This is a genomic window from Geomicrobium sp. JCM 19055, assembly GCF_000698185.1.
In the GTDB taxonomy this organism is placed as follows: domain Bacteria; phylum Bacillota; class Bacilli; order Bacillales; family Marinococcaceae; genus Geomicrobium_A; species Geomicrobium_A sediminis.
The window spans coordinates 212,267-236,832 of record NZ_BAXL01000002.1; the positions used below are offsets into that span (position 1 = coordinate 212,267).

A 24,566-nucleotide genomic window follows, 5' to 3' on the forward strand; every position below is an offset into this window, starting at 1 on the left:
CTAGTGATGACGAAACCAGTAATTGGAGTTACGCCACTTTATGATTATGAAAAGAATAGCTATTGGATGCTTCCAGGATACATGGAAGCCATTGAACTTGCAGGTGGCATCCCTGTCGTCTTACCTTTTATGAATGATCAGGCTACGATTCAGCAACTAACGAGTATGTATGACGGTTTTCTTTTTACGGGTGGTCACGATGTGAACCCGGCGTTATATGGAGAAGTGAAAACCAATCTGTGTGGTGAAGTATGTAAAGAGAAAGATGAATTAGAGTATGCGCTATTCCATGAAGTGTTAAACATGAATAAGCCTGCCTTCGGCATTTGTCGTGGTCTGCAGCTGATGAATGTTGCTTTAGGTGGGAGCCTTTATCAAGACCTCCCAACGGACATTGCGCAAGATGAACCCATCCTACATAAGCAAGAGCCACCGTATGATCGTCCAATCCATCAAGTGTCTATTCATCCTAATTCTTCCCTATATCATATCGTTCAAACGACCACATTGAAGGTTAATAGTTATCATCATCAAGGCATTAAGAACTTAGCAGAAGGCTTTGAGCCTTATGCGGTCGCAGACGATGGACTTGTTGAAGCGATTGGTCATCGAGATCACGAATTTGTGCTAGCGGTACAATGGCATCCTGAATTCCATGTGCATAGTCCTTCCAGCCAAGCGTTATTCCGTGCATTTATTGACCATGCGAGAGTGAACATGCCGGTCTAAGACTTTTCTATACAAAGGTGAAAGCGATCAATGATCGTCTCGGTTTTTAAGGCATCATTCGTGTACGTTATTGGTGTCGTATGTACATCGATTATTTTCACCGATTGATCTTGAAAGAAAGCGAGATCCCATTCAGGTCGCTCGACTGAACTTAGAGGCTGATGCCTTGCAATTTCTTCAATGGTATTCGTATTAATTCCTTCAAGGTGTACCGTTTGATGAGGATCATCGTACGCATTTGATTTACGAAAATTCGCATAGCGATCATCAAAAAGGTGCAAATAATGGTTGCCATCAAAGTTGAGCAGGCGACCGCCAGGTTTCAATACACGTAACCATTCATCGTATGCTTGTTCCGGTGAAGAAAGGTTCCACGTCACGTTTCTAGTGACAATGAAGTCAAACGTGTCCGAGTCAAATTGCAACGACTGAGCGTCCATAACAGAAAAATCAATCGTTAATCCTTTTGTCAGCGCATTTGCGTTGGCATGTTCGATCATCGATCAGATGCGTCTACACCATAAACCGCATGACCCATCTCTTGAAGTAAAAGGGCAAGAAAACCAGGTCCACAACCAAGGTCGAGACATTTCAACCGCTGGCCGGCAGGGATGTAGTGTAGTAAATACTGTTGCCATTTGTGTTTCGTTTCATCGGATAATTCTTCAACACTCGATTTAGAGTAGCCAAGTGCCCGTTCATCCCAATACGCTGTGATGTTATTCATCGGTGTTCATCCTTTTCTACTATGTAAAATTACTTTGCAGGTTTTGCGCCAAACAAGACAGCAAGCCCTACAATGATGGCAAGAAGTAGCCAATGTTCAAGGGTCGTAAGCTCAATCGAGAAGTAACGCAGAATCATAAACGTGAGTAGTGTGCTCACTCCAGCTAAAAGTGCAACGACAATTCGTCTAGACATAAAATCACCTAATCCAATCGTTCAGTCAAGCGTATCGTACCATGTACACGTTGAAAAGAGAACGTAAAAAGAACGTTGTCAAAAGAGACAACGTTCTTTAAATGATCGAGGAACCCCTTGGTCTGAGAAGAAGCTAGGTAGCTCAGTGGTATATGTGGTGATTACAATAATTTTTGATCAATTTAAGCATGAAATCATCCCATAAAACCAGTTATGGGATGTTCTTGTTTTACCTCGATTAAGGATCAAAATCCCATCATACAAGGCAACTAGCAACAGTAAAAGAACGTTATCGGGGAAGACAACGTTCTTTTTGAGTACTTACTTTGCCGTTACGCCGCCATCTACGGGCAGTTCAATACCGGTGATGTGATTTGCTTCATCAGAAGCGAGGAAGAGGACAGCATTTGCGACTTCTTCAGCATTTCCAAGTTGCGGTAATGCGACTTGCGTTAAGAAATAATCTTTATATTGTTCCATGGAAGGGGCGCTCATCGGTGTAACGATGTACCCTGGATGAACGGAATTAACGCGAATGTTCTTCTTTCCATAATCAACAGCTGCAGCCTTTGTAATTGAGCGAACAGCCCCTTTGGATGCTGTGTACGCTCCAGCGCCAGCCATTCCTGTTAATGCAGAGATGGATGAAATGTTCACGATTGAACCACCATTTTCCTCCATGAGTGGGATCGCTTGTTGCATCCCAAACATAACGCCGTTGATGTTAATTCCGTACGTTCTTGACCAATCTTCTTCCGTTTGTTGCTCAAAAGGTGTTGGTAATGAAATGCCTGCGTTATTGACGAGAATATCAAGGCGGCCAAATTGATCTTTAACATCTGCCATGATCTGTTTCCAATCATCATGTGAAGCGACGTTATGTTTATAAGCAGTAGCTTGGCCACCTGCTGCAGTGATTGTTTTTACAACTTGTTTTACAGCTTCTTCATTAATGTCTGTGGCAATGACCGTTGCACCTTCTTTAGCAAAACGAAGGGCCTCTGCTTCACCCATTCCGCTACCGGCACCTGTAATCAAAGCAATTTTATTTTGAAGTCTCATTTGAAAAAGCCTCCTTAATTACAATTATGATAGTTGAACTATCATTTTAATTATACCCTCTGCTTTCCCTTCAGGCAATAATTTTGTACTCTACAATAAGGTATCGTTTGTAGTAAAGGAGATTATTATGACCACTAACGGAAAACGCATGCAAAATAAAACGAGACGTTATGAAAGCATCGTTCAAGCGGCTGAGAAGCTTTTTCTTGAGCGAGGGTTTGATCGGGTGCAAATGCAAGAAGTTGCCGATAAAGCAGATATAGGCGTTGCAACGTTATTTCGTTACTTTCCGAAGAAAGATCGCTTAATCGTTGCCGTTGCAAGTTACAACCTTGAAAAGCACATTCACTCGTTTGAGTTCGTTGTGAACCAACAGACGACAGCTTTCGAGCGACTCGTAAAGATTTTTGACTTATTAACGATTCGAGAAGATGATACACTCACTCAAAGTGCAACATTTCGTGAAGCATTTGAAAGTTATGCGTCGTTCTCAGAAGAGCCTCTGGACACGATTGAGGAGTATATTGAGACGCAAAAACGCATCGCTGACCTCGTTATGCAACTCGTTGACGACGGAACAGAAGACGGTACTTTTCGCCGTGACATTCCGATAAAAGAGGCGATAATCACCGCAGTTAACAGTTATGGAACGTTCGGAAGCAACATTACTTTAAAGTCTGCCATTACGTTTTTAGAAGAAGACATTGCCCCGCACAAGCAACAAGAGATGCTTAAAGAGATGATACTTTCTTATGTCCGTAACGATTCATCCCCAATGTAGCCGACAGGATCTCGTTCCTGTCGGTTTTTTACGTGTTTTTCTCAGGGAAAACGGGAATCATAAACTGTGCTTGTGTTGATTTTGTGAAAGTAGGTTGTTTTATGCTGAAAAACTATGTGTTTCTCGTTACCGGAATTTTATTTTTCTCTTTATCTGTCACGTTGTTTGCGATGCCGAACAATCTTGCAGAAGGTGGCGTTCCAGGGTTGGCGCTTTTGCTTTATCATGGTTTCGGTCTCTCACCGGCGCTCGTAACGCTCGTTGCAAATGGAGTCACGCTATTAATTGGCTATCGCTATTTACCACGGGATATGATTATTAAATCGCTCGTCACAATCCCGCTTTTCTCTTTATTCATTTACATATTTGAAGGTACAGGTCAGAGCATTCCGGATCCTATGCTTGCTGCGTTATTCACAGGTCTGTTCTCTGGAATTGGTTTTGGATTTATCTTTCGATCTGGAAGCACGACTGGAGGCACCTCCACGATTGCTCGTATGCTCAATTACAAGTTTGGCTGGGAACTAACGGGGACGAATTTCGTATTAGATGCGCTCATTGTACTTTCAGGGGTATTTATCATCGGACCGTTAATGACGATGTATACGGTACTTGCGTTGTTCATCGGAAAAAAAAGTGACCGATTATGTGCTTGAAGGCTTTGAGTCAAAGAAGGTTGTTCACATTTTCACGCCGAAAACGGTGGAAGTTGCAGAAGCGATTCGGACAAGCCTCGGATCTCATACGACGATTTTGAAAGGGACGAACGACCATGATAATTCAGAAGAAAACTTAATCTATGTTGCCATTCCTAAGCAACGTCTGTTTTACTTAAAGAAAATCGTTCGACAAGTGGATGAGAACGCGTTTACCGTCGTGCACACGGTTAAGGATGTGAGTGGGGGGAGTTTTACTGAGGCGCATGACCCTTCACAGAAAACGTTTCAAACGGAGCAAAAAGAACAACGATATTATGAAAAACAAGCGGGTCGAACGAACGTCTTTAAAGGGCGCTAAAGTTTCACTTGTTTTAGGTGGAGGTGCAATATGAAACAAGCCATATTCGTATTATTCGGGACGGCGCTTTGTGCGCTCTCTGTCACGGTGTTTGCCATGCCAAACCAAATCGCCGATGGCGGGATATTGGGGATTGCCTTACTTTTGTTTTACGCATTTGGATGGTCCCCAGGTGTGATCACGTTTATTTCATTTATTTTGCTACAACTTGTGAGCTATAAGTTTTTACCGCGTAACATGTTCATGAAGACGATGATTAACGTTCCGCTGCTCTCATTGTTTATTTTTATAACAGAGGGAATGGTAACGACCCCTCTCGGTGATCCTCTCGTTGCTGCAATATTTGCCGGGCTCACGATGGGGATTGGATTCGGGTTTATCATTCAAGCAGGAAGCTCAATTGGCGGCACGTCAACGATTGCCAGATTACTCGCCCAACGTTACGAGTGGAATGTAATTTTAACAACGTTTATTATGGATGCCGTAATCGTATTTGCTGGTGTGTTCATTATTGGACCGTTGTATACACTCTACACGATCATTGCTTTGTTTATTGGGAAAGTCGCAAGCGACTACGTGATTGGTGGTTTTGATGCGAAGAAAGCCGTCACGATTGTTTCACCAGAATATCGCGAGATTGCAAAGCGTGTCACCGTCAATATGACTTCTAGTGCGACGTATTTCAACGGTTCAGGGACGTTTACAGAAAAAGAACATTACATTTTGTATGTCGTTGTACCGAGCTACCGATTGCTCATGCTAAAGCGCCTCATCCGAGAAGTGGATCCGAATTCATTTGTTGTCGTTCACAACGTGAAAGACGTGTCAGGCGGCACCTTCTTCGCGCCACCGGTAGAAACGACCGAGGAAGAAATTGAAGAAGAAGTTGAAGCACTGAGCGAAGACGAAACCAACGACGATAACCGAACCAAGCACGGGGACAGTCCCCCGGTAATGTAAAGCATCACCGCGCTGGGGGACTGTCCCCCAGTAGAGTAAAGCGTCACCGCGCTGGGGGTCTGTCCCCGCGTGAATGTAAATAGTTTCAATCTTTTGTTTAGTGTTCGTTAATTCTATTGTATCTATGGGGGAATTTTTGTACTGTGAAGAAGACCCCTTTAGATCTATATAAAAATCCCACATGCCTTTGGGTGAAAGGAAGACAGCCTCTTTGGTACGAGAGGCTGTTTTTCTTTGCATTATAGATGACGCGTCATCTATAATTGAGTGACGTAACATCTAAAAGGGAGTGAGACTGATTGAACGTACATCTTATGCACTCTGGTAAAGTGCAAATTGACCAAGCGTTAGCACTCAAAGAAAAGGGATGGCATCCAGCACCGTATACCGGTTGGTTGAGAAGTTCTAAGAGGAAAATATGGGTACCGGTTTCTACATACTTAATTGAACATCAAAAAGGCCTTCTACTACTTGATACGGGGTGGCATGAAGAGATTCGAACGAATCAGCGAAAGCATTTGGGCACATTAGCACATTCTATGTTTAAAGGTGTCTTGCCAGAAGGTGAGTCGATTCTTGAGTTATTGCAAATTCGAGGGTACCGTGCGAAAGACCTCGACTACGTATTGCTCAGTCATCTTGATGCAGATCATGTCAGTGGTTTAAGCCATGTTCAAGACGCATCATCTATACTCGTCAGCACAGAGGAATGGACGGTTGCAAATCGAGGAATGCGTTATAATAAGACGATGTGGAAAGGCGCATCGCTCATTACGTTTGATTTTGAAGAGAGTGGTCTAGGACCTGTCGGTAGAAGTTATGATCTGTTTGGTGACGGCAGTGTTAGACTCATCCATACGCCGGGTCATAGCCGAGGCATGTTCAGCGTTTTACTGAAAACAAGTCGTGCATCGATGCTGCTCGTGAATGATACAGGCTATTGTCCTCAGTCGTGGGAAGAATTAGTCGTACCGGGGATTACGGTCGATGATCAGCAAGCAAAACAGTCATTGCGCTGGGTTCAACAACAAGCAAGTCAAGTCGATTATGTATTTGCAAATCACGACCCTACTATAAAGCCGATGACGATAACGCTGTAACGAAAGTGAGGGATTCGGTGCATTATCAACAAGAAGAACGATTTCGTTATCATATTTTAGCGATGCAACGGGCGGGCAATCGTGAACTAACAGTTCAATTGAAAGAATTAGATTTAACACCATCTCAAGCAGAAGTACTGACCGTGTTAAATGAACGCTCAATGCTCACACTTAAAGAAATTGGACACCATTTAATTTGTGAAACGGGCAGTCCTTCACGATTGGTAAACACGTTAGTGAAAAACGGGCTCGTTGAAGGCAAGACCGATGAACAAGATCAAAGGGCAAGAAGATATCGTCTTAGCAATCAAGGAAAACAAAAATGCACAGCGGTAAAACAGATTGAAGACCGGTTGTATAACCACATTCAATCAATTTACACAGAAGAAGAGTTGAACATCTTGAATCAATTATTTACAAAATACATTGAGCAGACCGATTTTCATTCTGTCTTTAGAAAACGTTCGTTATATGAGGGTGATCCCGATTCGGGGGGATTATGATTTTAGCTACATTGTTACAAATCATTAGTTGGTGTTGTCTTTTATTAAGTGTGTATTTTTTTTCTTTCTGTTGTTGGCATATCCAGACGTAGCACTTTTACCATTCATCGCATTTTTTTATGCTCGGCTTACTATCTCGCATCATCGTAAGAATCATCAAAAACACAAAACATCGAGAGAGACCTTAATTGGGGTCTCTCTCGATTTGAATTGTACTTTTAGCAATGTGTAGGGAATCATGAACGTACGTTTTAGCTTTATGGAGGACGTCGTCGTGAGTTGAGGGTTGATCTGAGTTGATTTTTAAATGGACGGTTAATTTCTCGATTCCAGAAGTAATCGTCCAAATGTGCAGATCACTAACCGTTGCAACCCCTTCAATCGAAAGCAATTCATTCTTAATCTCGCCGACGTCAAGGTGAGCTGGCGTTCCTTCAAGTAGAACGTGAACGGTATCTTTTAATAATCGAAATGCTGAGAGAGAAATCATCAGTGCTATAACAATACTTAAGATTGGGTCTGCAAAGTACCATCCTGTCGTCAAAATAATAATTCCAGCTACGACCGCAGCGACCGAACCGAGTGTGTCTGACAATACATGAAGGTAGGCTCCGCGCATATTTAAGTTGTTTTTTTACATCGCCACGCATTAAAACAAACAATGCGGCAACGTTAGCAATGAGACCGATGAAAGCAATAACGATCATTGCACCACCCATTACGGCTTGTGGTTCAATAAAACGTTGAATTGCTTCACGGATAATGAAAAATGCAATAACGAGAAGCATAACACTATTTAAAAGTGAGGAGAGAACTTCATAACGATGGTTGCCAAACGTTCGTGTTGCCGTTGCTGCTTTACTGGCAAGTACGATCGCAAAGAAGCTGATTAGTAAATTGGAGAAATCGTTGAACATGTGCACGGCATCAGCAAGTAAAGCCAAGCTTCCCGTCCAAAGGCCCCCAAAGAGTTGGATGATCATCCAACTACCAATAATGATCATGGCATAGACTAAGTTTTTCTTGTTTGCTTCACCGGTGGCATGATGATGGTGGTGATGTCCGTGATGATGATGGTGTCCCATGAGTGTAACTCCTTTCTATCTGTCTTATATGATCATGTGTGCATATAATGTGTGTTAAGAAACGACGCAGATGAGAAGATTTAATCGTGCGTCGCGTGTTGAATTGTTTTTTTTCTAGAATTTTTAACACATGTTCATCTTCGGGTGAGTAATAAATCGACGTCCCTGCCCGTCTTGATTTTACGAGACGGAGGTTTTTTTTAGAAAGCGTAGTTGATGCGAAACCGTTGATTGGCCTAGCGATAAATGCTCCACAATTTCTCCGACCGAGCATTCCTTTTCCGCTAACAAATGTAAGATTCTTATTCTCGTTGGGTCGCCGAGTGCCTTAAATGTTTGAGATACGATAAATAGTGTTTCCTCATCGAGGTCTATGTATGAATGTTCCATGAAGCCACTCCCTTTATATGAGCATATGCTCATATTAGCATTTTAAGAATAGAGGTTCAAGAGAAAATTCAGGGGACAGTTCCCCGGCGCTTTAACGCAGTGGGGGACTGTCCCTGGAGGCTTCCTCCGCGAGTATTTGAATTCCTTCATGTAGTTGATCGTTGGTACAGTAAGCGAATGAAATTCGTAAACTATAGTAGTCTCGAGGGTTGTACACGTAACCAGGGTTGATTAAGACGTTACGTTTGAGCAATCGAAGAAAGAGCGATTTGGTCACGATCGGCTGTTTAAATGTTACCCAAATGTAGAATCCTCCTTTTGGACTTTCCCATTGGACATCATTTGAAAAATAGGTCGTCAATAATTGTTCTGTATAATAGGCTCTCTTTCTTAGCTGGTCGCGAAGTTGTTGAATATGGTCGTCATAGTCATGTGAAGAAAATAAACGTTCTACGATGTGTTGAGACAATGCATTGCTTCCGTAATCAAGCTGCATTTTCACATCAGCCAGACGCTCGATAACTGGTGTCGGTGCAACCACCCAACCAATGCGTAATCCTGGGCTTACAGTCTTTGAAACACTACTTATGTAGATAACTTGACCGGTAGTGTCCATGGTTTTTAATGCTTTTGGAGTCGGTTCAAATGAAAGGTCATGATACACATCGTCTTCAATAACAGGAATTCCTCTTTTGCTTGCATCTTGAAGAAGTTGCTTTCGATCATATTCATTCATTGTTTGCCCAGTTGGATTATTTAACGTTGGAATTGTGTATAAAATACCGTTCTTTATCCGATTTATAGAAGTTTCTAAAGGTGTCGCCTGCAACGACGGAATTGATGGAATGTAAGAAGGGCCATCAAAATAAAGGTGAGAGCCTTGCTCTAACAATCCTAATGAAATGAGCTGTAATGCTTGCAGCGCTCCAGAAACAATTAAAACCCCGTCTTTAGACGTTTCAATCCCACGCTTCTTTAATCTCTGAACGATTGCTTCACGCAATGCTTCATTTCCTTTTGGTTCTGAATAGCCCAACTCAACGTTTGTTAAGTAAGATGTATGCATCAATTGTCGTAATCGTTCTGTGGGAATTAGTTCAGGTGACAATTCCCCTGTACCAAGACGAATGACGTGTTTCTTTGTTTCATACTCGTTAATGAGTTGAATCGTATGTACATTGGCTTCTACATGTGAATTTGTCATGCGACCACGCCAATCCACTGGTCGGTTGTGATAAATGGTCGAAAACGGTTGCTTAACAAAAACACCACTTCCTTGACGACTTTCTAATACGTCTTCAGCTTTCAATTCATCAAGAGCTTCGACTACGGTCGATCGATTAACATGAAGCAATTCTGCGAGTGCCCGTTGTGAGGGCAGTTTGGTACCTGCTGGCCATTCATTTTGATCTATTTTTCTTAAAATCCAAGCTATCAATTGTTCAACAAGAGTTTTACTTGAATGTTTTGATATCTTATCGCTCATCGTTATCTCCTTGAAAGAATTGGTTGGCTAAATACACTAGGAATTGGTCCTACAGTTCATGGTAGGAACGAGTTACTGTTAAGTCAAAAGGGGGTGGCATGAGTTGCTACAAGCGTTTCTGCACGGACTTATTTTATCAATTGGATTAATCTTGCCGATGGGTCCACAAAATTTATTTATATTTAGCCAAGGTGCAAATCAACCTCGATTCAAACAAGCAATTCCTGTCGTTGTAACCGCTGGGATTTGTGACTTGATTTTGATTAGTCTAGCGATCATAGGAATATCTGTGATGATTATGGCTCTTCCGATTTTACAAGGATTATTGTATCTCGTAGGGTTTGTCTTTCTACTTCTAATTGGAAGATCGATCTGGCGTACACAACGTGTGAAAGATCAAGAAGTGAAGGCGTTATCCAAGCGTAAACAAATCACATTTGCCATTTCAGTATCGTTATTAAATCCTCACGCCATTATGGACACGGTAGGTGTGATTGGAACGAATGCAGTTGTTTACGAATTATCATCTGAGCGATGGGCATTTTGGTTTTCTTGCGTACTCGTCTCTTGGGTTGCATTTTTTTGCCTTAGCTGTTGCGGGACGGTTGCTAAGACGACTCGATCGAAGCGGGAAGGCATTACATATCATTCATAAGTTGTCTGCACTGTTCATTTGGGGTGTAGCGATTTACTTGCTCGTTAACGGCTTTCACGCACTATCGTAACAGGGGACAGTCCCCCGGCGCTTTAACGCAGTGGGGACTGTCCCCGACGAGGCCGTGGTTTGTGAATTGGTGGATGAGGGCGGCGATTTGCTCAGGGGTTTCTTGCCTGCCGTTCTCAAGCCAGCGTTCAACAACTGCGATGCTTCCGCTAATTAAAAGCAAGAGTTTGTACTCGGAAAGTTGTCTCTTAAGTTGAAGCTCTGCGTTTAATTTCTCTAAGATAACAGGCAGTAGTAAATCCATGACACGTTTTTTTAAAGTTCATATCCCCATGTGAGCTAAGTAGAACTTCGCATACATCATACTTCTCTGCGATGTACTGTAAGGCACGTTCTGTCATTTGAAGTGACTCCCGCTCAGTCCCGAAATTAAATTCGGCGAGCGTTCTCTCCATATCAAAGATGACATCTTCACCGAGCTTCTCAAGTAAATCGAAGTGGTTATCATAATGACTATAAAACGTCGAACGGTTTACGTCTGCTGCTTCGCAAAGTTCTTTAACTGTAATCGAAGTAATCGGTTTTTGTTTGAGTAAATCAACTAAACATTCCTTTAGCGTCGATTGCGTATATTTCTTTCGCCGATCCATTTTTCGTCCCCTTTATTCAAGAATTAACCAACATCCTAACCGTAATTGTTGGAAAACTAACAAATGTTAATCAACTGTGTGTTGTTTTCCCAACACTGTGTTTATATAATGATAAAGATATTTTTTTGTAACGTCAACAGAAGTAAGGTGGATGGGATGTTTAACGAGAAGATTATACAACATCGTCGGGCGATCGTAATCGTGTTTGCAATTATTACTGTGTTGTCAGTGATTGCACAATTTTTTTGTGTCAGTAAATTATAATATGGCAGATTACATGCCAGACGAAGCACCATCAACGAAAAGTCAAGAAGTGATGGAAGAAGAGTTCACCGCCTCAATCCCAAATACGAACGTGCTCGTTCAAGATGTGACCTTACAAGAAGCGCTTCACTACAAGGAACGTTTACATACCATTGAAGGGGTCACCGACGTCATGTGGTTGGATGACGTTTTAGACGTAGTCATCCCCCTTGAGTTTATCGATGACAGTATGGTGGAGACGTACTATAAAGATAACGATGCGCTTTACTCACTAACGATTGAGCTTGGTTATGAAGTCGATGCGATTGAAGAGATTTATGAAGTGATTGGAGAGGAGAACGCCGTGTCGGGTGAGGCTGCGAATACGGCAACATCTCAAACGATGGCAACGACTGAAACGGTGTTTGCTGCGTCATTTCTAATCCCAATTATATTGCTGTTTCTTATTGTGTCGACGAAGTCATGGATCGAGCCTGTCTTTTTCTTAACTGCGATTGGTGTCTCAGTCTTAATGAATCTTGGTACGAACATTTTTATTGGTGAAATCTCGTACGTGACCCAGTCCGTTGCTCCAATTTTACAGCTTGCTGTGTCTTTGGATTATGCGATCTTTTTACTCCATAATTTTTCTGACGAATTAAAACGCGGTCATAAGCCAGAGACGGCGATGTCAAAAGCGATGAAATCATCGTTTCCGGTCATTACGATGAGTGCGCTAACGACGTTTTTCGGGTTTATGACGTTAATGCTTATGGATTTTGAAATTGGTTCAGACCTTGGTTTTAATTTAGTAAAAGGGATTGCCTTTAGTTATCTAGCAGTCATCGTATTCTTACCTGCATTAACGTTAATCGGTTACCGGTGGATGAAGAAGACAGAGCATCGCAACTTCGTACCGAGTTTTGAAGGAATCGGCGCTAAAATTTTAAAACTACGAATTCCTGCTCTTATTCTCGTTTTAGCGTTAATCGTACCAAGCTTCCTTGCACAAAGCAGTACATCGTTTACGTATGGATTAGGTGAATTGCCACTTGATACCCGTGCAGGTGCCGATGCAAAACAGATTGAAGAAACGTTTGGAGAGTCGACACCGATGGTTGTGCTCGTACCAAACGATGATATTGCAAAAGAAGAATCGCTTGCGAAGTCATTGGAACAGTTATCACATGTTGATTCCGTCATGTCGTATGCAACAGCCGTTGGAAGTTTAATCCCGTCTGAATTTCTTAGTGAACAGGTGACAAGTGATTTCTTCTCGGATAATTATAGTCGGATCATGGTGTTCACCAATGCAGGCGTCGAAGGGGAAGCGGCTTTTGAGCTCGTCGAACAAACGAGAGAACTTGCTACTGCCTACTATGGTGACAATGTGCATACGCTTGGGGAAAGTGTTGCGCTCTACGATATGAAAGATGTTGTCACGGACGACAACACGATAGTAATGACGATGACCGTGGCGACGATCGCAATAATCTTAATGATCGCCTTTCGATCTTTTTCTATCCCGATCGTACTTCTCGTAACGATTCAAGCATCGGTATGGATCAATCTATCGATTCCGTACTTTACGAATGATTCGCTTGTATTTATCGGTTATTTGATTGTAAGTACAGTTCAACTCGCGGCAACAATTGACTATGCAATCTTGATTATGGAGACGTATAAACATCACCGGACGACAATGCCAAAGCTCCCCGCGATGAAGAAGTCGTTAGATGAAAAAGTGTTTCCAGTAACCATTTCTGCAGGCATTTTATCGAGTGTTGGGTTTGTCCTGTGGTTCGTTTCCTCAAATCCAACGGTCGCTTCAATTGGCTTGTTACTCGGACGTGGGGCTGCCATTGCCTTTTTACTCGTGATTTTCTTCTTACCGGCCATCACATTGTTAAGTGATCGCTTTATAAAAAAAGACAACGTACCGAGCGAACTTTTATGAGGGGGAAAAAGAATGAAACGAATGTTAGCAGCGTCACTTGCAACAGTGCTCGTTATGCATCCAGCTATCATTATGTCAGCAAGCAGTGTTGACGAAGGCGTTACATCAACCGTTTCTAGTGAAGGAGTCATCGAGCAAAAAGATGAAGTTGTCTACGCAAACCTTCGTGCAGACGGCGGAGCAGAGGAACTGTATATCGTTAATGCCTTGCATCTCGAGACACCGGGTAAGGTAACAGATTATGGGGCGTACGATGAAGTAATTAACTTAACGGATACGAGTGCGATTCAACAATCTGCAAACGAAACGATTGAGATTGAGGCCACAGACGAGACGTTTTATTATCAAGGCAATTTAAAGCAAGACGTTGCGTTACCTTGGGAGTTTGAGATCAGCTATTCATTGAACGGTCAACCCATTGACGGTCAATCGCTCATTGGGGAAAGTGGAGACGTCGAAATTCAAATTGATGTAAAACAAAATGAAGATGTAGAACCTGAGTTCTTTGAAAACTATATGATGCAAATTACCGTGCCGCTTTCCAATGCCCAGTTTAGCGACATTCAAGCAGAAGGTGCGACCATTGCTAACGCGGGGCAAGATAAACAAGTGGTGTTTACCGTGATGCCTGAAACAGAAGAAACAGTTACGGTTCAAGCATTAACGTCACAATTTGAATTAGAAGGCATTCAAATGAGTGGCATGCCTTCGTCTGTTGCCATTGATCCGCCTGACACAGAGGAGCTAACTGGAGAGTTCGAATCGTTAACGGGTGCGTTAGTACAATTGAACGACGGGATCGGTGATGTACATTCTGGGCTTGTTGAATTTACTGACGGGTTACATCAACTAGAATCGGGTTCAAGCGAGTACGCTTCGGGAATTCAAGAGACAGCAAATGCTGGATCAGAATTACGAGCGGCATCTTCAGAAATTAACGAAGGGCTTCAAGCTCTCCAAAACGGACTCTCGGGCCAATCAGATCTAGAAATTGATATTGATGGGAATATGTTCGGAGCGTTAGAAGAACTAGCGGACGGATTGTCAGAAATTAATGGGGCGCTTTCAACTGTACGTACGGGTTATGATGGCATGAATGATGCACTTAACGCCGCAGTTCAATCAATTCCAGACGAGGCAATTCCAGAAGAGGAGCTCGGTCAATTAATGCAAGAAAACCCTGATTCACAAGCACTTGGGCAATTGGTTCAATTCTACGAAGGTGCACAACGTGTAAAGGGAACTTACGCGGAAATTGAATCTGGACTTTCTTCGACCTCACAAGCGCTTCAAGAACTTGAAGGATCTGTTGAAGAAGTGGAATCGGGACTGCGACAATTCGCAAATGCTGCTTCAAGTGAGCTTGGAAACATCGATGTAGGAGATGGGCTACAATCGTTAACTGATGGAATTGATCAATTGGCAAATCAGTATGGAATGTTCCACGAAGGACTTCGTGATTATACGAACGGCGTCGAACAATTATCCAGTGAATACGGAGAGCTAAACAACGGCATTGCCGAATCTTCTACAGGTGCCAATGAACTTGCAGCCGGTACGGAAAGCTTATCAAACGGAATGACAGAGTTAACGAATGCGACCGAAGAAATACCTGAGCAGATGCAAGAAGAAATCGATGAGATGATCTCTCAATATGATAAATCGGATTACGAGGCCATTTCTTTTAGTTCAGAGCAGAACAATGAGTACATCAATAGCGTTCAATTTGTTGTGCAGACAGAGAGTTTACACATTCCTGATGATGAACAAGAAGAGGATGTTGAAGAAGAGCCGAGCATGTGGCAACGCTTTTTACAATTGTTCGGATTGTAAGGACGAATTCTTTGAATTTGTCCTTTTTACTTGTAAATAAGAGAATAATGAATGACAAGATGCAAGAACGGGAATAGAACTAGTGAAAGGAATGATTCATATGTTTCGTAGATTTTTGCCTCAGTCGTCACAACGGTTGTCATTGCAGTCGTCAACCGTTTAGTGAACAAATTCATTCTTAAAAAGATGTAATAAAAGCCATGAGAATGGGCTTTTATTATTACTCAATAATAAATAGTGAGACGCCGGTGTCGGTAACTGAACGATGAGAGTTCTGTTCATCACTCACATGAAGCGTCTGACCAGCTTCTACTTCTCGGCGTTCGCCGTCTTTTGTTTCCATAATATAAGTTCCTTCAAGAACGTGTATGATGTGACCTTTTTCACACCAATGGTCAGCAATGTAGCCTTTAGAATAAGTAACTTTGGCTAGGGTAATTTTGTTTAATTGAACCGCTTTACGTGTGCCGTGCCTTCGGTACCTTGGATGGTCTCTTCGGTAATGGAATCCCAATCTACGACATCGAAAGGAATTTCTTGAATAATCATCGTGTCACCTCGTCTGAATTTTTTTGTTAATAAATTAAGTATAAGTTGAACTAACGCCTCTGTCCAAATATTAATGCTAGTTAGGCATTCATTCCTAGTTCGAATTGAGGCATTCCTCTACTTTCATCGGTGTCGAATTGTGTTGAGTGAATGCGTGCGCTATGGTTGAGTTGGTGATGAAGAAGGAGGCACGTATGCTTCAAGAACAAGACATCAAGAATGTAAAAGAAACGGCTTTTGTATTTAAAGAGTATGGAAGAGAAATAGGTGAGCGTTTCTATGAAACGCTGTTTGACCAACATCCAGAACTGCATAACCTCTTTAACGAAGCGAATCAAAAACGAGGCATTCAACAAAGAGCACTTATGGATAGTGTGTACAAAGCGGGTATTCACATCGATGAATTAGAATCACTAGGACCAATGATTACACACGTCGCAGAGAAGCACCGAGCGTTAGGTGTGCAACCAGAACATTATGAAGTTGTTGGTACCATTCTTTTGCAAACGGTTCGTGATGTACTCGGTACGAATGTGACAGACGACGTACTCGAGAGCTGGGGCAAAGCCTATGCGGTCATTTCTGGCCAATTCATCGAAGTTGAGCGAGAATTGTATGAACAAGTTGCAAATGTTAGAGGCGGTTGGACAGGGAATCGCGCATTTTACGTAACCAATCGAGTTCAAGAGACAGCTGAAGTGATCTCTCTTTATATGAAGCCAGTGGATCACGAACCGCTTCCGCCATTTTTGCCTGGTCAATATGTGACACTTGAACTGGATCTTAGTGAACAGTCATATGTTCATAAACGCCATTACAGTCTATCTAAGATTTCTGATGGAAATGAATTTCGACTAACCATTCAACACGAACCAGGAGTCGTCTCTTCTCAGATCCATAACAACATCGTTATAGGAAGTGAATTGAAGTTAGCAGCGCCAGCTGGCGCATTTACATTGACGAACTCACAAAGACCGGCTGTGTTTATCAGCGAAGGGATTGGAGTAACACCGTTTGTTAGCATGCTTCAATCACACATTGATAAGGATCAAGCGGTCACGTGGATTCATGCGACGAAGAGCCATGATACTCATATTCTAAAAGATGAAGTAGATGCGATCCTTTCCAAGTCAGATCAGGCCACGAGGCACATCTTCTACACCGAAACGTCTGTTCAAGATGCCGAACCGTTTGTGAACGAAGGAATGATTGATGCAAGTAGGCTTACGAGCATGGTTCAAAACCTAAACAGCGATGTGTACGTGTGCGGATCAACACCATTTTTACGTGCAATCTCGAAAACTTTGGATGACATCGGGATCCCTAAAGACCAACGTTATTACGAAGGATTTCGCCCACAAGCGATGTCACTCTAACTAGGAGACACAGAAGACATTCTGTGTCTTTTCTATTACACTAAATGAAGTGATTGAAGAGGGGGAATTGAACAATGATCCAGTCGTTAGCGGTATTCTGTGGTTCAAGTAATGGCAAAACGGATGTGTACGCCGAGGCAGCCAGAAATTTCGGCAACGTGCTAGCATCTCAACATAAAACGCTCATTTATGGTGGCGCACAAGTAGGGTGTATGGGCGCTATTGCTGATGAAGTGAAAGCTTGTGGTGGAAAGGCGATTGGCGTGATCCCTGAAAAGTTAACATCTGTGGAAATTGCACATCGAGGATTAGATGAATTACATGTCGTAGAGACGATGCACGAACGTAAAGCAAAGATGGCGGCGTTATCTGACGGGTTTGTTGCGTTGCCCGGTGGAGCAGGAACTCTTGAAGAGTGGTTTGAAGTGTTTACGTGGGCGCAAATTGGCTACCATGAGAAGCCTTTTGGTCTCTTAAATGTAAATCATTTTTATGATCCGTTGCTAGAGATGATTGATCATACAGTAGAGCAAGAGTTTATGAGACAGGAATACAAAGAGATGATTCTCGTTTCTTCCGATGCTGAGGAACTGCTTTATAAGATGGATCAGTATAAAGGTGGTTACGTATCAAAATGGTAAGAAGCAAACGATGAAAACGAAGAAGATTACGTTACTTGCTGTACTTATGGCGTTATGTGTTGTCGGCCGCCTCGTATTTGTTTACATTCCAAATGTTCAACCTGTCAGTGCCATCATTATTATTAGTTCTTTTTTTTATGGGGCCAGCGTTTGGCATTATTTTGGCAGCTGGAAGTGCGATCTTAACGAATCTGTTTTTAGGATCAGGCATTTGGACGGTGTTCCAAATCCTAGCGTGGGCGTTCATTGGGATTGTAAGTGGCTTCTTAGGAAAAGTCTTTCCGAATATGAAGATCATTGTGATTGCAATTTTTGGCGCGATGTTCGGTTATTTGTACGGCCTAATCGTCTCATTGAATATTTTAGTCGTGACCGACTATTTTTGGGCGTATTACCTTGCAGGGTTGCCTTTTGATACGTATCATGCCATCGGAAATGTAGCGTTTATCTTATTGCTGTATCCTTTCTTAAAAAAGCTCTTATTAGATTATAAAAAACAGAATTATGACTAGTATATGTATGATAGAATTTCTTAGAGGAGAGGAAAATTATGGGGCAATTTGACGTTATGAAACAAAGTAAGATGCCACAAACGAAAACATCACTCGTTCGTGATTTACGATCACTCGGTGTTTCGAGTGGGATGACAATCATCGTCCATTCATCTCTAAAATCAATTGGATGGGTTGTTGGGGGCGCAGTTACAGTTGTAGCAGCGTTGCAAGAAGTGCTCACAGAAGAAGGCACGTTGATTATGCCAGCTCATAGTGCTGACGTATCAGATCCTCGTGATTGGCAAAATCCTTCTATTCCAAAAGAGTGGATTGAAGAAGTGATGATCGAAATGCCGGCGTTCGATCCTTTACGTACACCTACGTTTATGATGGGTGCAATTCCGGAGGCGTTTCGAACATCTCCACACGTAGTGCGAAGCATCATCCGATGCATTCTTTTTCAGTGTGGGGCAAGAATAGCGCAGAGGTCATTAAACATCACGCCTTGAATCACGGTTTAGGTGAGGTATCACCTTTGTCTTACATTTATAATCAAGACGGTTCTGTGCTGATGATTGGGACGGACTATGGAACGAACACATCGATGCATTTAGGAGAACACCGAGCAGACACACAACAAAGAATCATTGAACGAATGAGTCCAATGATAGAAGACGGTCAAAAAGTCTGGAAAGAATTTCAAGAGCTTGATTATGATGAGGAACGATTCATAGAGATCGGTGTGAAATTCGAAGAGACACATGTTGTACATACTGGTAACGTTGGTGACGCCGCTTCTAAGCTTTTTTTCGCAACGCGCGATCGTTGACTTTACATCGACAGAACTAGCTAAGCTAGAGGATTATGATCAGAAGTAATAAATTGACCGCGAATCGGCGCAATGGCAGTTTGAAACTGAATGCGTAATGAGGTGCTGGATTGAAAGTCTGGTCCATCACTCACTTGGAAGTGAATATGTGCTTCACTTGAATTCCCGGAATTACCACAATTTCCGATTTTTTTGACCTGCTTTAACAGATTCGCCAACGCGTACTAGAACAGAGAATTGTTGTAAATGGGCAGTGAAACTATATTCGCCATGCTCATGCTCAATCACAACGTAATTACCTAATGGTTGCTGCTCATTCATCTTGCCGACAGGTTCATTATCGGAGATGTGAGTAACCGCATCAACGACACGTCCGGCTGCAGAAGCGATTACCGGTTCTCCAAATGCAAAGTAGGAGCGGTTTTTAGCTACAGGTCCATCGTGCGACTTGCGACCATTGTGTTTGATGAAGTCGTAGGCATGACGTTGGTGTGGGGAAGTGTAGTGATAATTGACGAGTTCATTATCTCCACCCCAATAGGTAAACCATTTGTCAGTAAAAGGAAGGTAATAGTTGTTTTTTGTCCAAGCGTGAATAGGTTCGACTTCATTGGCTAACGGAAGGACGTACATGCCTGAGATTATGCCTTCATCTTGGAACAATGCGACGACACCTCGAGTTTTTGATTCATCGATCCAAGAATACTCCGTTTCTTGATCATGAATAAAACTCGATTGTAGTGTAAGCGTCGGTTGTTTTCGAAAACGTAGATAAGATCGTGTGGAATTCTTGATTCGACACTTTCTTTTTAAAACTGTTACTCGTTTTTTTGATAGAGTTGCTCATAGTCTCCTTTTTGAAGACAGTCACGAAAAAAAATCAGGGGTCATTCATGCTCATCTCCATTCGTTTTCGTTAGTCTAGATTATGATCGTAGGACTGTTTTTCGTCAATTTTCGTGGTTCGTTGACAGACTTGTTCTCAATTCGATCGATTTATACATATTTTTCAATATTATTACAAAACGATGACATGGATTTGCATTTTATAGTAAATATGTTAATTTCAGGACAGAGAGTACATCATTTATGTGCTTTTTTTTCATGGGAAATTTTAGCTAAGTACATTTTTTTTGCTGAAATTTCACACAATCTAGCAGGGAGGAGTGACGATCGTTATCCGCAACAAAGACAAGTTCATCGTTAACCAAGGTTTACGCAAAACCAAAATCAAGCCCGCAATCGTAGCATTTGCGATGGTATTGAGCGTCGGGATCGTAGATCAGAATGTGCAAGCTGCTGAAGAGGAGCGCGAGGGAATCGTGGAATCTTCGGGCAATTTAAATGTTCGAACAGGTCCTGATACGACATATGATACAATCGGTCAGCTTGAAGAAGGTCATAGCGTAACCGTAGTCAATGAACACGAAGATGAATGGTATGAAATTACTTATGACGAAGAAACAGGGTTTGTACATAACTCTTATATTTCACTAATAGACGAAGCAAATGAAGAAGCAGTCGACGACGCAGCAAATGAAGAACTAAAAGTTATTGAGACACTCGTTGTAAACCACCATTCTTTAGCGGTACGTGCTGAAGCATCAGGCACGTCTGAACGATTAGGGACATTGCATGATGGCGACGAAGTTGACATCTACAACCTTGATCATGCTCCTTGGGTTCTCATTAAGTATGAAGAACAATTTGCGTACACGCATACCGATTACTTAACAGAAGCAACTCAAGAAGAGGAAGAAGAGCAGGAAGAAACTGAACCTTCTCAAGAAGAAACCGTCGAAACAAAATCGGCAAGTAACGCCTCAGTTTCTGCGATTGGGATTGTCACTCACCACAACTTGGCAATCCGTGAGCGAGCAAGTGGTTCAAGCGCTCGTGTTGGTGGCGCCACTGAGGGCGATGCACTCGAAATTATTGAAACAGTGAACGGTGGTCCGTGGGTTAGTATTCGTTATGAAGGAAACATTGCGTATACACATAGTGATTACTTTGTAGAGATCGAACCGGCATCAGCTGACTTACCTGTCGTTGACGAGGGAACAGTCACTCATCGTGCGTTAGCGGTTCGCCAGAATCCTAGCGGTTCAGCTGAACGAATTGGTACGCTTACGGAAGGTACGGACATTCACATTCACGACTATGTGAACGGGGTCCATGGGTTTCATTTACATTTAAAGGTGGGATTGCATATACGCATATTGACCATATCGATGTCGTAGACAATACACCTCCTGAACCAACTCCAGAGCCTCCTTCTGATGGGGAGCTTGGTGACGTGATTGCGACGGGGATTGTTGACCATCATGGTCGATTGGCAGTCCGTACAACACCAAGCGGCTCTAGTGAATCTCTTGGTCATTTACAAAACGGAGATATTGTTCAGATCTATGAATATATGAACGGTGGACCGTGGGTTAAAATTGATTATGAAGGACAAGTAGCCTACACGCATAGTGATTATTTGAATGTGACACAGATGGGCGAAGTGATTGACACAGCAACCGTTACACATCATCGACTGTCTGTACGTAGTGGCCCAGGTGCAAGCCATGACACCATTGACCGACTCACAACAGGAGATCGCGTTGAGATTATTAAATTTGTTAATGGTGGACCGTGGGTAGAAGTAAACTACAACGGTAAGAGTGGTTACACTCACCTTGATCATTTGAACCTTCACTCTGGTAATACTGGCCCTCTAGCTGGTCGACTTATCGTTGTTGACGCTGGACATGGTGGCCATGATCCAGGGGCACAAGGAAATGGACTTGTTGAAAAAAACGCTAAACTTGCAAGTGGCTCGTGAGCTCGCGCAGCGCCTTGAAGGTAGTGGCGCAGAAGTGATCATGACACGTACGAATGATACGTTCATTAGTTTGTCAGAGCGAGCGAACATTGCAAACCGTGCCAACGCAGATCTGTTTATTAGCATTCACGCGAATGCATTTAATTCATCTGCTAGAGGAGCGGAAACGTTCCATCACACATCTGCAAATGCGAACAGTGTACGCTTAGCAAATGTGATGCAAGATCGTCTCGTTAGTGATACAGGCATGAGCTATCGCCGTGTTGCTGGAGCGAACTTTGCTGTACTTCGACAAACGACAATGCCAGCAACGCTCATTGAACTAGGTTTCGTCACAAACAGTGGAGACGCTGCAATTATGCGACAACCGGGATACCCAGCAAGAGCGGGTGAAGCATTACATCAAGGATTTTTAGACTATTATCGTTAAACAAAAACCGCGTCTACTGGGCGCGGTTTTTTTTGTTTCAAAAGAAAAAATCTCTCGTACTTCTGTACGAGAGTCTATAAGTAGCCGATAACATTAATATAGATGCTCAGCATGGTTGCTAACAACACAAGAATATTAAAAACGATGGCTACGATTCCAAAGGCAAACATTTTTCCTTTCGGTTTTGTTTTCATAAATGCAAACATCAAATATAAACTGAGTGACAGTAAGATGAGATTTAGTACATTCATGACAAGATAATCTACATAGCCAAGGACGGCAAAAATTCCTGTAAGGAATACAACAAAAATTAACGATAATAGTGGCGTTCGGATTCGTTTAAGACGTTGAACGTATTGTTCATTACGAATCATTTTTAAGAGCTCTTTTTTAGATTCTTCTTGCTCTCGCTTAATCTCGTCGTTTTGAGAGTCTTTCTTTTGCATACAAGTTCCTCCAAAGATATCGGTCTTAAGAAATTCCGTCATTCCAATATACCAAGATTTCGAGTATGTACCAAACAAAATCCATTTAAATAGGATATAACCCATTTAAATGCCAAGAGTCTATGAAGTTATACTGATGTTTTTTTCAATTAATTCAAAAAAATAACTATAAATTACTAGTTAAATATTCTCAATAGAGTTATAATTTAAATAGAGACGATGGATTGGGGATATGCATATGGCAGAACACATTCAGCAATTGAAAAGTTTAATAGGCCAGTGGTATCACTCCATATTAAAGCACGATACAGAAGAAGCATTTGCATACAAAGAAGAAGTTGATATGTTGCTTCGTAACATTAGTGCAGATGACGAACAGCTCTCTAAATACTATCGATTAGTCGATTTTAGACATAGTATCCTTACCGAAGATTTTATGAAGAATCCTAAGATTGGTCAACAGATTAAACATGACTCTCTAAAGAAAACCGATCAAATGCTAAATTACCTTCACTACTTTATGGAGGGACAATTTGAGTTTGTGAATTCACGTTTTAGTTATGCGCTAGATTATTACCGCAAAGCGGAAGAATATGCGTTTTCAATTAGGAATGAAGATAAAGCAGAATTATTTCACAATCTAGGTGAGACGCTATATCGAATGAATGAGTATACGTTTGCACTCTGGTATTTAAAAAAAGCAGTACTGTTATTTGAAGAAGCCAACCTAGAAATGCGGAAGTTGAATAGTCTTTCATTTATTGGAGCCATTCATACAGAATTGCACTTTTATGACGAGGCAGAAGAGATTTATCAAGAGATATTCCCGAAAGTGAGAGATTCTTATCAACTCTCGTTGCTAAATCGAGCAATTGGATTAAATCGCTTGCGTCAACGCAATTACCCAGAAGCGAAATCTTATTTTTTTGGACGCCTTACGAGATCACGGAAATCGTATGGTTCACATTAAGACGATGACGAATCTTGCTCATGTATGTTTCAAGATGAACAACAATAATGAAGGTGTCTACTACTTAGAAGAAGCCCAAACGTTAGCGTGTGAGCATGGACTCGAGGAATATATTGCAAGGTGTATGGTTCTTAGGGGTCTCTACACGATGGACGATCTTGCTCTCGTAGAGATGGCAATTCAACATCTTGAAACGAATAACTTGAACTTTGAAATAAAAGAAATCTGTGAACACGTGTCAGAGCATTATCAAGCAAAGGGTGACTATAAGATTGCATACGAGTATTTAATTAAAGCCAATCAATCGGAAACGATTGAACGTAGAAAGGGGGTGACGATATCATGAAGAAGTTTCTAGTGCTTTCATTCCTTACGCTTCTAATTTTTACTGGCTTTGAGAACAGTGCAGCTGCATATGATCTCATCACCGCACTCGACAAAATCGATGGCTTAAGATAATTGTAACCATCACCAAATTGTGAATACGAGTTATTACTTAGAACCCTAGACGTTAGGAGTCACTAACGTCTAGGGTTTTTTTGTATTGATAAAATTGAAATAAACGATTGAAACGAACGTAACGTATGGATTTATGATTAAGATACAAAAGGAGGATGAATAAA

The 24,566-nt window shown here is 42.0% G+C and carries 28 protein-coding genes and 4 pseudogenes; 19 read left to right on the forward strand and 13 right to left on the reverse strand.

The window, feature by feature from the left end; all coding sequences use genetic code 11:
• The first annotated feature begins 6 nt into the window (after positions 1-6).
• Complete coding sequence (locus tag JCM19055_RS03435; protein ID WP_042358519.1) at positions 7-729, forward strand: gamma-glutamyl-gamma-aminobutyrate hydrolase family protein; 723 nt, start codon at positions 7-9, stop codon at positions 727-729.
• Here the strand turns inward: JCM19055_RS03435 and JCM19055_RS22540 are convergent.
• The 4 genes from JCM19055_RS22540 to JCM19055_RS03445 form a co-directional block, all read right to left on the reverse strand.
• Positions 726-1,229, reverse strand: coding sequence for a class I SAM-dependent methyltransferase (locus JCM19055_RS22540; protein WP_052365859.1), 504 nt, complete (start codon positions 1,227-1,229; stop codon positions 726-728). The genes JCM19055_RS03435 and JCM19055_RS22540 overlap by 4 nt on opposite strands.
• Positions 1,226-1,456, reverse strand: coding sequence for a bifunctional 2-polyprenyl-6-hydroxyphenol methylase/3-demethylubiquinol 3-O-methyltransferase UbiG (locus JCM19055_RS22545; RefSeq protein ID WP_052365860.1), 231 nt, complete (start codon positions 1,454-1,456; stop codon positions 1,226-1,228). Before JCM19055_RS22545 ends, JCM19055_RS22540 begins: the two co-directional genes overlap by 4 nt.
• A gap of 29 nt (positions 1,457-1,485) precedes the next feature.
• Complete coding sequence (locus tag JCM19055_RS26985; protein WP_193745288.1) at positions 1,486-1,650, reverse strand: hypothetical protein; 165 nt, start codon at positions 1,648-1,650, stop codon at positions 1,486-1,488.
• 321 nt (positions 1,651-1,971) lie between these two features.
• Positions 1,972-2,712, reverse strand: a complete 741-nt coding sequence (locus tag JCM19055_RS03445; RefSeq protein WP_042358520.1) for an SDR family NAD(P)-dependent oxidoreductase — start codon at positions 2,710-2,712, stop codon at positions 1,972-1,974.
• Between the two features lie 127 nt (positions 2,713-2,839).
• On the opposite strand from JCM19055_RS03445, the gene JCM19055_RS03450 reads away from it, so the two are divergent.
• From JCM19055_RS03450 to JCM19055_RS03470, 6 genes are all read left to right on the forward strand, one after another.
• A complete protein-coding gene (locus JCM19055_RS03450) occupies positions 2,840-3,493 on the forward strand; it encodes a TetR/AcrR family transcriptional regulator (RefSeq protein WP_042358521.1) in 654 nt (217 codons plus the stop codon).
• A 101-nt stretch (positions 3,494-3,594) separates the two neighbouring features.
• A complete protein-coding gene (locus JCM19055_RS28320; protein ID WP_265181738.1) occupies positions 3,595-4,149 on the forward strand; it encodes a YitT family protein in 555 nt (184 codons plus the stop codon).
• Positions 4,130-4,510: a YitT family protein gene (locus JCM19055_RS28325; RefSeq protein ID WP_265181739.1), complete on the forward strand. Its 381-nt coding sequence runs from the start codon at positions 4,130-4,132 to the stop codon at positions 4,508-4,510. The genes JCM19055_RS28320 and JCM19055_RS28325 overlap by 20 nt, the downstream gene beginning before the upstream one ends.
• Positions 4,511-4,540: 30 nt before the next feature.
• Positions 4,541-5,470 carry a YitT family protein gene (locus JCM19055_RS03460; protein ID WP_042358522.1) on the forward strand — a complete coding sequence of 310 codons (930 nt, stop codon included), beginning with the start codon at positions 4,541-4,543 and terminating at the stop codon, positions 5,468-5,470.
• 299 nt (positions 5,471-5,769) lie between these two features.
• Positions 5,770-6,570: an N-acyl homoserine lactonase family protein gene (locus JCM19055_RS03465; RefSeq protein ID WP_052365861.1), complete on the forward strand. Its 801-nt coding sequence runs from the start codon at positions 5,770-5,772 to the stop codon at positions 6,568-6,570.
• Positions 6,571-6,587: 17 nt separating this feature from the next.
• The gene (locus JCM19055_RS03470; protein ID WP_052365862.1) at positions 6,588-7,073 is read left to right on the forward strand and encodes a MarR family winged helix-turn-helix transcriptional regulator; all 486 of its coding nucleotides are present in this window, start codon (positions 6,588-6,590) and stop codon (positions 7,071-7,073) included.
• Positions 7,074-7,257: 184 nt separating this feature from the next.
• Here the strand turns inward: JCM19055_RS03470 and JCM19055_RS28330 are convergent, their stop codons facing one another.
• The 4 genes and pseudogenes from JCM19055_RS28330 to JCM19055_RS03485 all read right to left on the reverse strand — a co-directional run bounded on the left by JCM19055_RS28330 (position 7,258) and on the right by JCM19055_RS03485 (position 10,034).
• Positions 7,258-7,692, reverse strand: coding sequence for a cation diffusion facilitator family transporter (locus JCM19055_RS28330; RefSeq protein ID WP_265181740.1), 435 nt, complete (start codon positions 7,690-7,692; stop codon positions 7,258-7,260).
• A 79-nt stretch (positions 7,693-7,771) separates the two neighbouring features.
• Positions 7,772-8,158, reverse strand: a pseudogene (locus JCM19055_RS28335) (cation diffusion facilitator family transporter); the annotation flags it as partial.
• 91 nt (positions 8,159-8,249) lie between these two features.
• Positions 8,250-8,548 (reverse strand): annotated as a pseudogene (locus tag JCM19055_RS03480) (ArsR/SmtB family transcription factor); the annotation flags it as partial.
• Between the two features lie 91 nt (positions 8,549-8,639).
• Entirely contained in the window at positions 8,640-10,034 is a 1,395-nt protein-coding gene (locus tag JCM19055_RS03485; RefSeq protein ID WP_042358523.1) for a PLP-dependent aminotransferase family protein, read from the reverse strand.
• A gap of 157 nt (positions 10,035-10,191) precedes the next feature.
• On the opposite strand from JCM19055_RS03485, the pseudogene JCM19055_RS03490 reads away from it, so the two are divergent.
• A pseudogene (locus tag JCM19055_RS03490) lies at positions 10,192-10,759 on the forward strand (LysE/ArgO family amino acid transporter).
• Here the strand turns inward: JCM19055_RS03490 and JCM19055_RS26990 are convergent.
• A complete protein-coding gene (locus JCM19055_RS26990) occupies positions 10,751-11,002 on the reverse strand; it encodes a TetR-like C-terminal domain-containing protein (protein WP_193745289.1) in 252 nt (83 codons plus the stop codon). The pseudogene JCM19055_RS03490 and the gene JCM19055_RS26990 overlap by 9 nt on opposite strands.
• Positions 10,947-11,348, reverse strand: coding sequence for a TetR/AcrR family transcriptional regulator (locus tag JCM19055_RS03495; protein WP_052365863.1), 402 nt, complete (start codon positions 11,346-11,348; stop codon positions 10,947-10,949). The genes JCM19055_RS26990 and JCM19055_RS03495 overlap by 56 nt, the downstream gene beginning before the upstream one ends.
• A gap of 265 nt (positions 11,349-11,613) precedes the next feature.
• Between JCM19055_RS03495 and JCM19055_RS03500 the strand changes: the two genes are divergently transcribed.
• The gene (locus JCM19055_RS03500; protein WP_370542968.1) at positions 11,614-13,548 is read left to right on the forward strand and encodes an RND family transporter; all 1,935 of its coding nucleotides are present in this window, start codon (positions 11,614-11,616) and stop codon (positions 13,546-13,548) included.
• A gap of 12 nt (positions 13,549-13,560) precedes the next feature.
• A complete protein-coding gene (locus JCM19055_RS03505) occupies positions 13,561-15,381 on the forward strand; it encodes a hypothetical protein (RefSeq protein WP_042358525.1) in 1,821 nt (606 codons plus the stop codon).
• Between the two features lie 220 nt (positions 15,382-15,601).
• Here JCM19055_RS03505 and JCM19055_RS26995 read toward each other — a convergent pair whose 3' ends face one another.
• Positions 15,602-15,820 (reverse strand): DHCW motif cupin fold protein, encoded by a 219-nt coding sequence (locus tag JCM19055_RS26995; protein WP_265181756.1) that lies wholly within the window; start codon positions 15,818-15,820, stop codon positions 15,602-15,604.
• A gap of 304 nt (positions 15,821-16,124) precedes the next feature.
• Here JCM19055_RS26995 and JCM19055_RS03510 point away from each other — a divergent pair, with 304 nt between their 5' ends.
• The 4 genes and pseudogenes from JCM19055_RS03510 to JCM19055_RS03525 all read left to right on the forward strand — a co-directional run bounded on the left by JCM19055_RS03510 (position 16,125) and on the right by JCM19055_RS03525 (position 19,319).
• Entirely contained in the window at positions 16,125-17,306 is a 1,182-nt protein-coding gene (locus tag JCM19055_RS03510) for a globin domain-containing protein (protein WP_042358526.1), read from the forward strand.
• A gap of 77 nt (positions 17,307-17,383) precedes the next feature.
• Complete coding sequence (locus JCM19055_RS03515) at positions 17,384-17,947, forward strand: TIGR00730 family Rossman fold protein (protein WP_042358566.1); 564 nt, start codon at positions 17,384-17,386, stop codon at positions 17,945-17,947.
• A 35-nt stretch (positions 17,948-17,982) separates the two neighbouring features.
• The gene (locus JCM19055_RS03520) at positions 17,983-18,459 is read left to right on the forward strand and encodes an ECF transporter S component (protein WP_265181741.1); all 477 of its coding nucleotides are present in this window, start codon (positions 17,983-17,985) and stop codon (positions 18,457-18,459) included.
• A gap of 38 nt (positions 18,460-18,497) precedes the next feature.
• Positions 18,498-19,319: pseudogene (locus JCM19055_RS03525) on the forward strand (aminoglycoside N(3)-acetyltransferase).
• A 122-nt stretch (positions 19,320-19,441) separates the two neighbouring features.
• Here the strand turns inward: JCM19055_RS03525 and JCM19055_RS03530 are convergent.
• The gene (locus JCM19055_RS03530; RefSeq protein WP_052365864.1) at positions 19,442-19,933 is read right to left on the reverse strand and encodes a M23 family metallopeptidase; all 492 of its coding nucleotides are present in this window, start codon (positions 19,931-19,933) and stop codon (positions 19,442-19,444) included.
• Positions 19,934-20,436: 503 nt separating this feature from the next.
• Between JCM19055_RS03530 and JCM19055_RS03535 the strand changes: the two genes are divergently transcribed.
• Genes JCM19055_RS03535 through JCM19055_RS03540 form a run of 3 tightly spaced genes read left to right on the forward strand, consistent with a single transcriptional unit; the run spans position 20,437 to position 22,527 of the window.
• Positions 20,437-21,510 (forward strand): SH3 domain-containing protein, encoded by a 1,074-nt coding sequence (locus tag JCM19055_RS03535; protein WP_042358527.1) that lies wholly within the window; start codon positions 20,437-20,439, stop codon positions 21,508-21,510.
• 56 nt (positions 21,511-21,566) lie between these two features.
• On the forward strand, positions 21,567-22,097 hold the full coding sequence (locus tag JCM19055_RS22550) for an SH3 domain-containing protein (RefSeq protein ID WP_052365865.1): 531 nt from the start codon (positions 21,567-21,569) through the stop codon (positions 22,095-22,097).
• The gene (locus JCM19055_RS03540) at positions 22,087-22,527 is read left to right on the forward strand and encodes an N-acetylmuramoyl-L-alanine amidase (RefSeq protein ID WP_265181742.1); all 441 of its coding nucleotides are present in this window, start codon (positions 22,087-22,089) and stop codon (positions 22,525-22,527) included. Before JCM19055_RS22550 ends, JCM19055_RS03540 begins: the two co-directional genes overlap by 11 nt.
• 74 nt (positions 22,528-22,601) lie before the next feature.
• Here the strand turns inward: JCM19055_RS03540 and JCM19055_RS03545 are convergent, their stop codons facing one another.
• On the reverse strand, positions 22,602-22,973 hold the full coding sequence (locus JCM19055_RS03545) for a hypothetical protein (protein WP_042358528.1): 372 nt from the start codon (positions 22,971-22,973) through the stop codon (positions 22,602-22,604).
• 238 nt (positions 22,974-23,211) lie between these two features.
• On the opposite strand from JCM19055_RS03545, the gene JCM19055_RS03550 reads away from it, so the two are divergent.
• Both JCM19055_RS03550 and JCM19055_RS03555 read left to right on the forward strand, forming a co-directional pair.
• Positions 23,212-23,943 (forward strand): tetratricopeptide repeat protein, encoded by a 732-nt coding sequence (locus JCM19055_RS03550; RefSeq protein ID WP_042358529.1) that lies wholly within the window; start codon positions 23,212-23,214, stop codon positions 23,941-23,943.
• 34 nt (positions 23,944-23,977) lie between these two features.
• Positions 23,978-24,289 (forward strand): hypothetical protein, encoded by a 312-nt coding sequence (locus JCM19055_RS03555; protein WP_265181743.1) that lies wholly within the window; start codon positions 23,978-23,980, stop codon positions 24,287-24,289.
• The last annotated feature ends 277 nt before the right edge of the window (positions 24,290-24,566 follow it).

Coding starts and splice junctions, on each gene's coding strand:
- JCM19055_RS03435 (WP_042358519.1), top strand. CDS start 7: ATGACGAAACCAGTAATTGGAGTTACGCCACTTTATGATTATGAAAAG.
- JCM19055_RS22540 (WP_052365859.1), bottom strand. CDS start 1,229: ATGATCGAACATGCCAACGCAAATGCGCTGACAAAAGGATTAACGATT.
- JCM19055_RS22545 (WP_052365860.1), bottom strand. CDS start 1,456: ATGAATAACATCACAGCGTATTGGGATGAACGGGCACTTGGCTACTCT.
- JCM19055_RS26985 (WP_193745288.1), bottom strand. CDS start 1,650: ATGTCTAGACGAATTGTCGTTGCACTTTTAGCTGGAGTGAGCACACTA.
- JCM19055_RS03445 (WP_042358520.1), bottom strand. CDS start 2,712: ATGAGACTTCAAAATAAAATTGCTTTGATTACAGGTGCCGGTAGCGGA.
- JCM19055_RS03450 (WP_042358521.1), top strand. CDS start 2,840: ATGACCACTAACGGAAAACGCATGCAAAATAAAACGAGACGTTATGAA.
- JCM19055_RS28320 (WP_265181738.1), top strand. CDS start 3,595: ATGCTGAAAAACTATGTGTTTCTCGTTACCGGAATTTTATTTTTCTCT.
- JCM19055_RS03460 (WP_042358522.1), top strand. CDS start 4,541: ATGAAACAAGCCATATTCGTATTATTCGGGACGGCGCTTTGTGCGCTC.
- JCM19055_RS28330 (WP_265181740.1), bottom strand. CDS start 7,692: ATGCGCGGAGCCTACCTTCATGTATTGTCAGACACACTCGGTTCGGTC.
- JCM19055_RS03485 (WP_042358523.1), bottom strand. CDS start 10,034: ATGAGCGATAAGATATCAAAACATTCAAGTAAAACTCTTGTTGAACAA.
- JCM19055_RS26990 (WP_193745289.1), bottom strand. CDS start 11,002: ATGGATTTACTACTGCCTGTTATCTTAGAGAAATTAAACGCAGAGCTT.
- JCM19055_RS03495 (WP_052365863.1), bottom strand. CDS start 11,348: ATGGATCGGCGAAAGAAATATACGCAATCGACGCTAAAGGAATGTTTA.
- JCM19055_RS03500 (WP_370542968.1), top strand. CDS start 11,614: ATGGCAGATTACATGCCAGACGAAGCACCATCAACGAAAAGTCAAGAA.
- JCM19055_RS03505 (WP_042358525.1), top strand. CDS start 13,561: ATGAAACGAATGTTAGCAGCGTCACTTGCAACAGTGCTCGTTATGCAT.
- JCM19055_RS03510 (WP_042358526.1), top strand. CDS start 16,125: ATGCTTCAAGAACAAGACATCAAGAATGTAAAAGAAACGGCTTTTGTA.
- JCM19055_RS03545 (WP_042358528.1), bottom strand. CDS start 22,973: ATGCAAAAGAAAGACTCTCAAAACGACGAGATTAAGCGAGAGCAAGAA.
- JCM19055_RS03550 (WP_042358529.1), top strand. CDS start 23,212: ATGGCAGAACACATTCAGCAATTGAAAAGTTTAATAGGCCAGTGGTAT.
- JCM19055_RS03555 (WP_265181743.1), top strand. CDS start 23,978: ATGAACAACAATAATGAAGGTGTCTACTACTTAGAAGAAGCCCAAACG.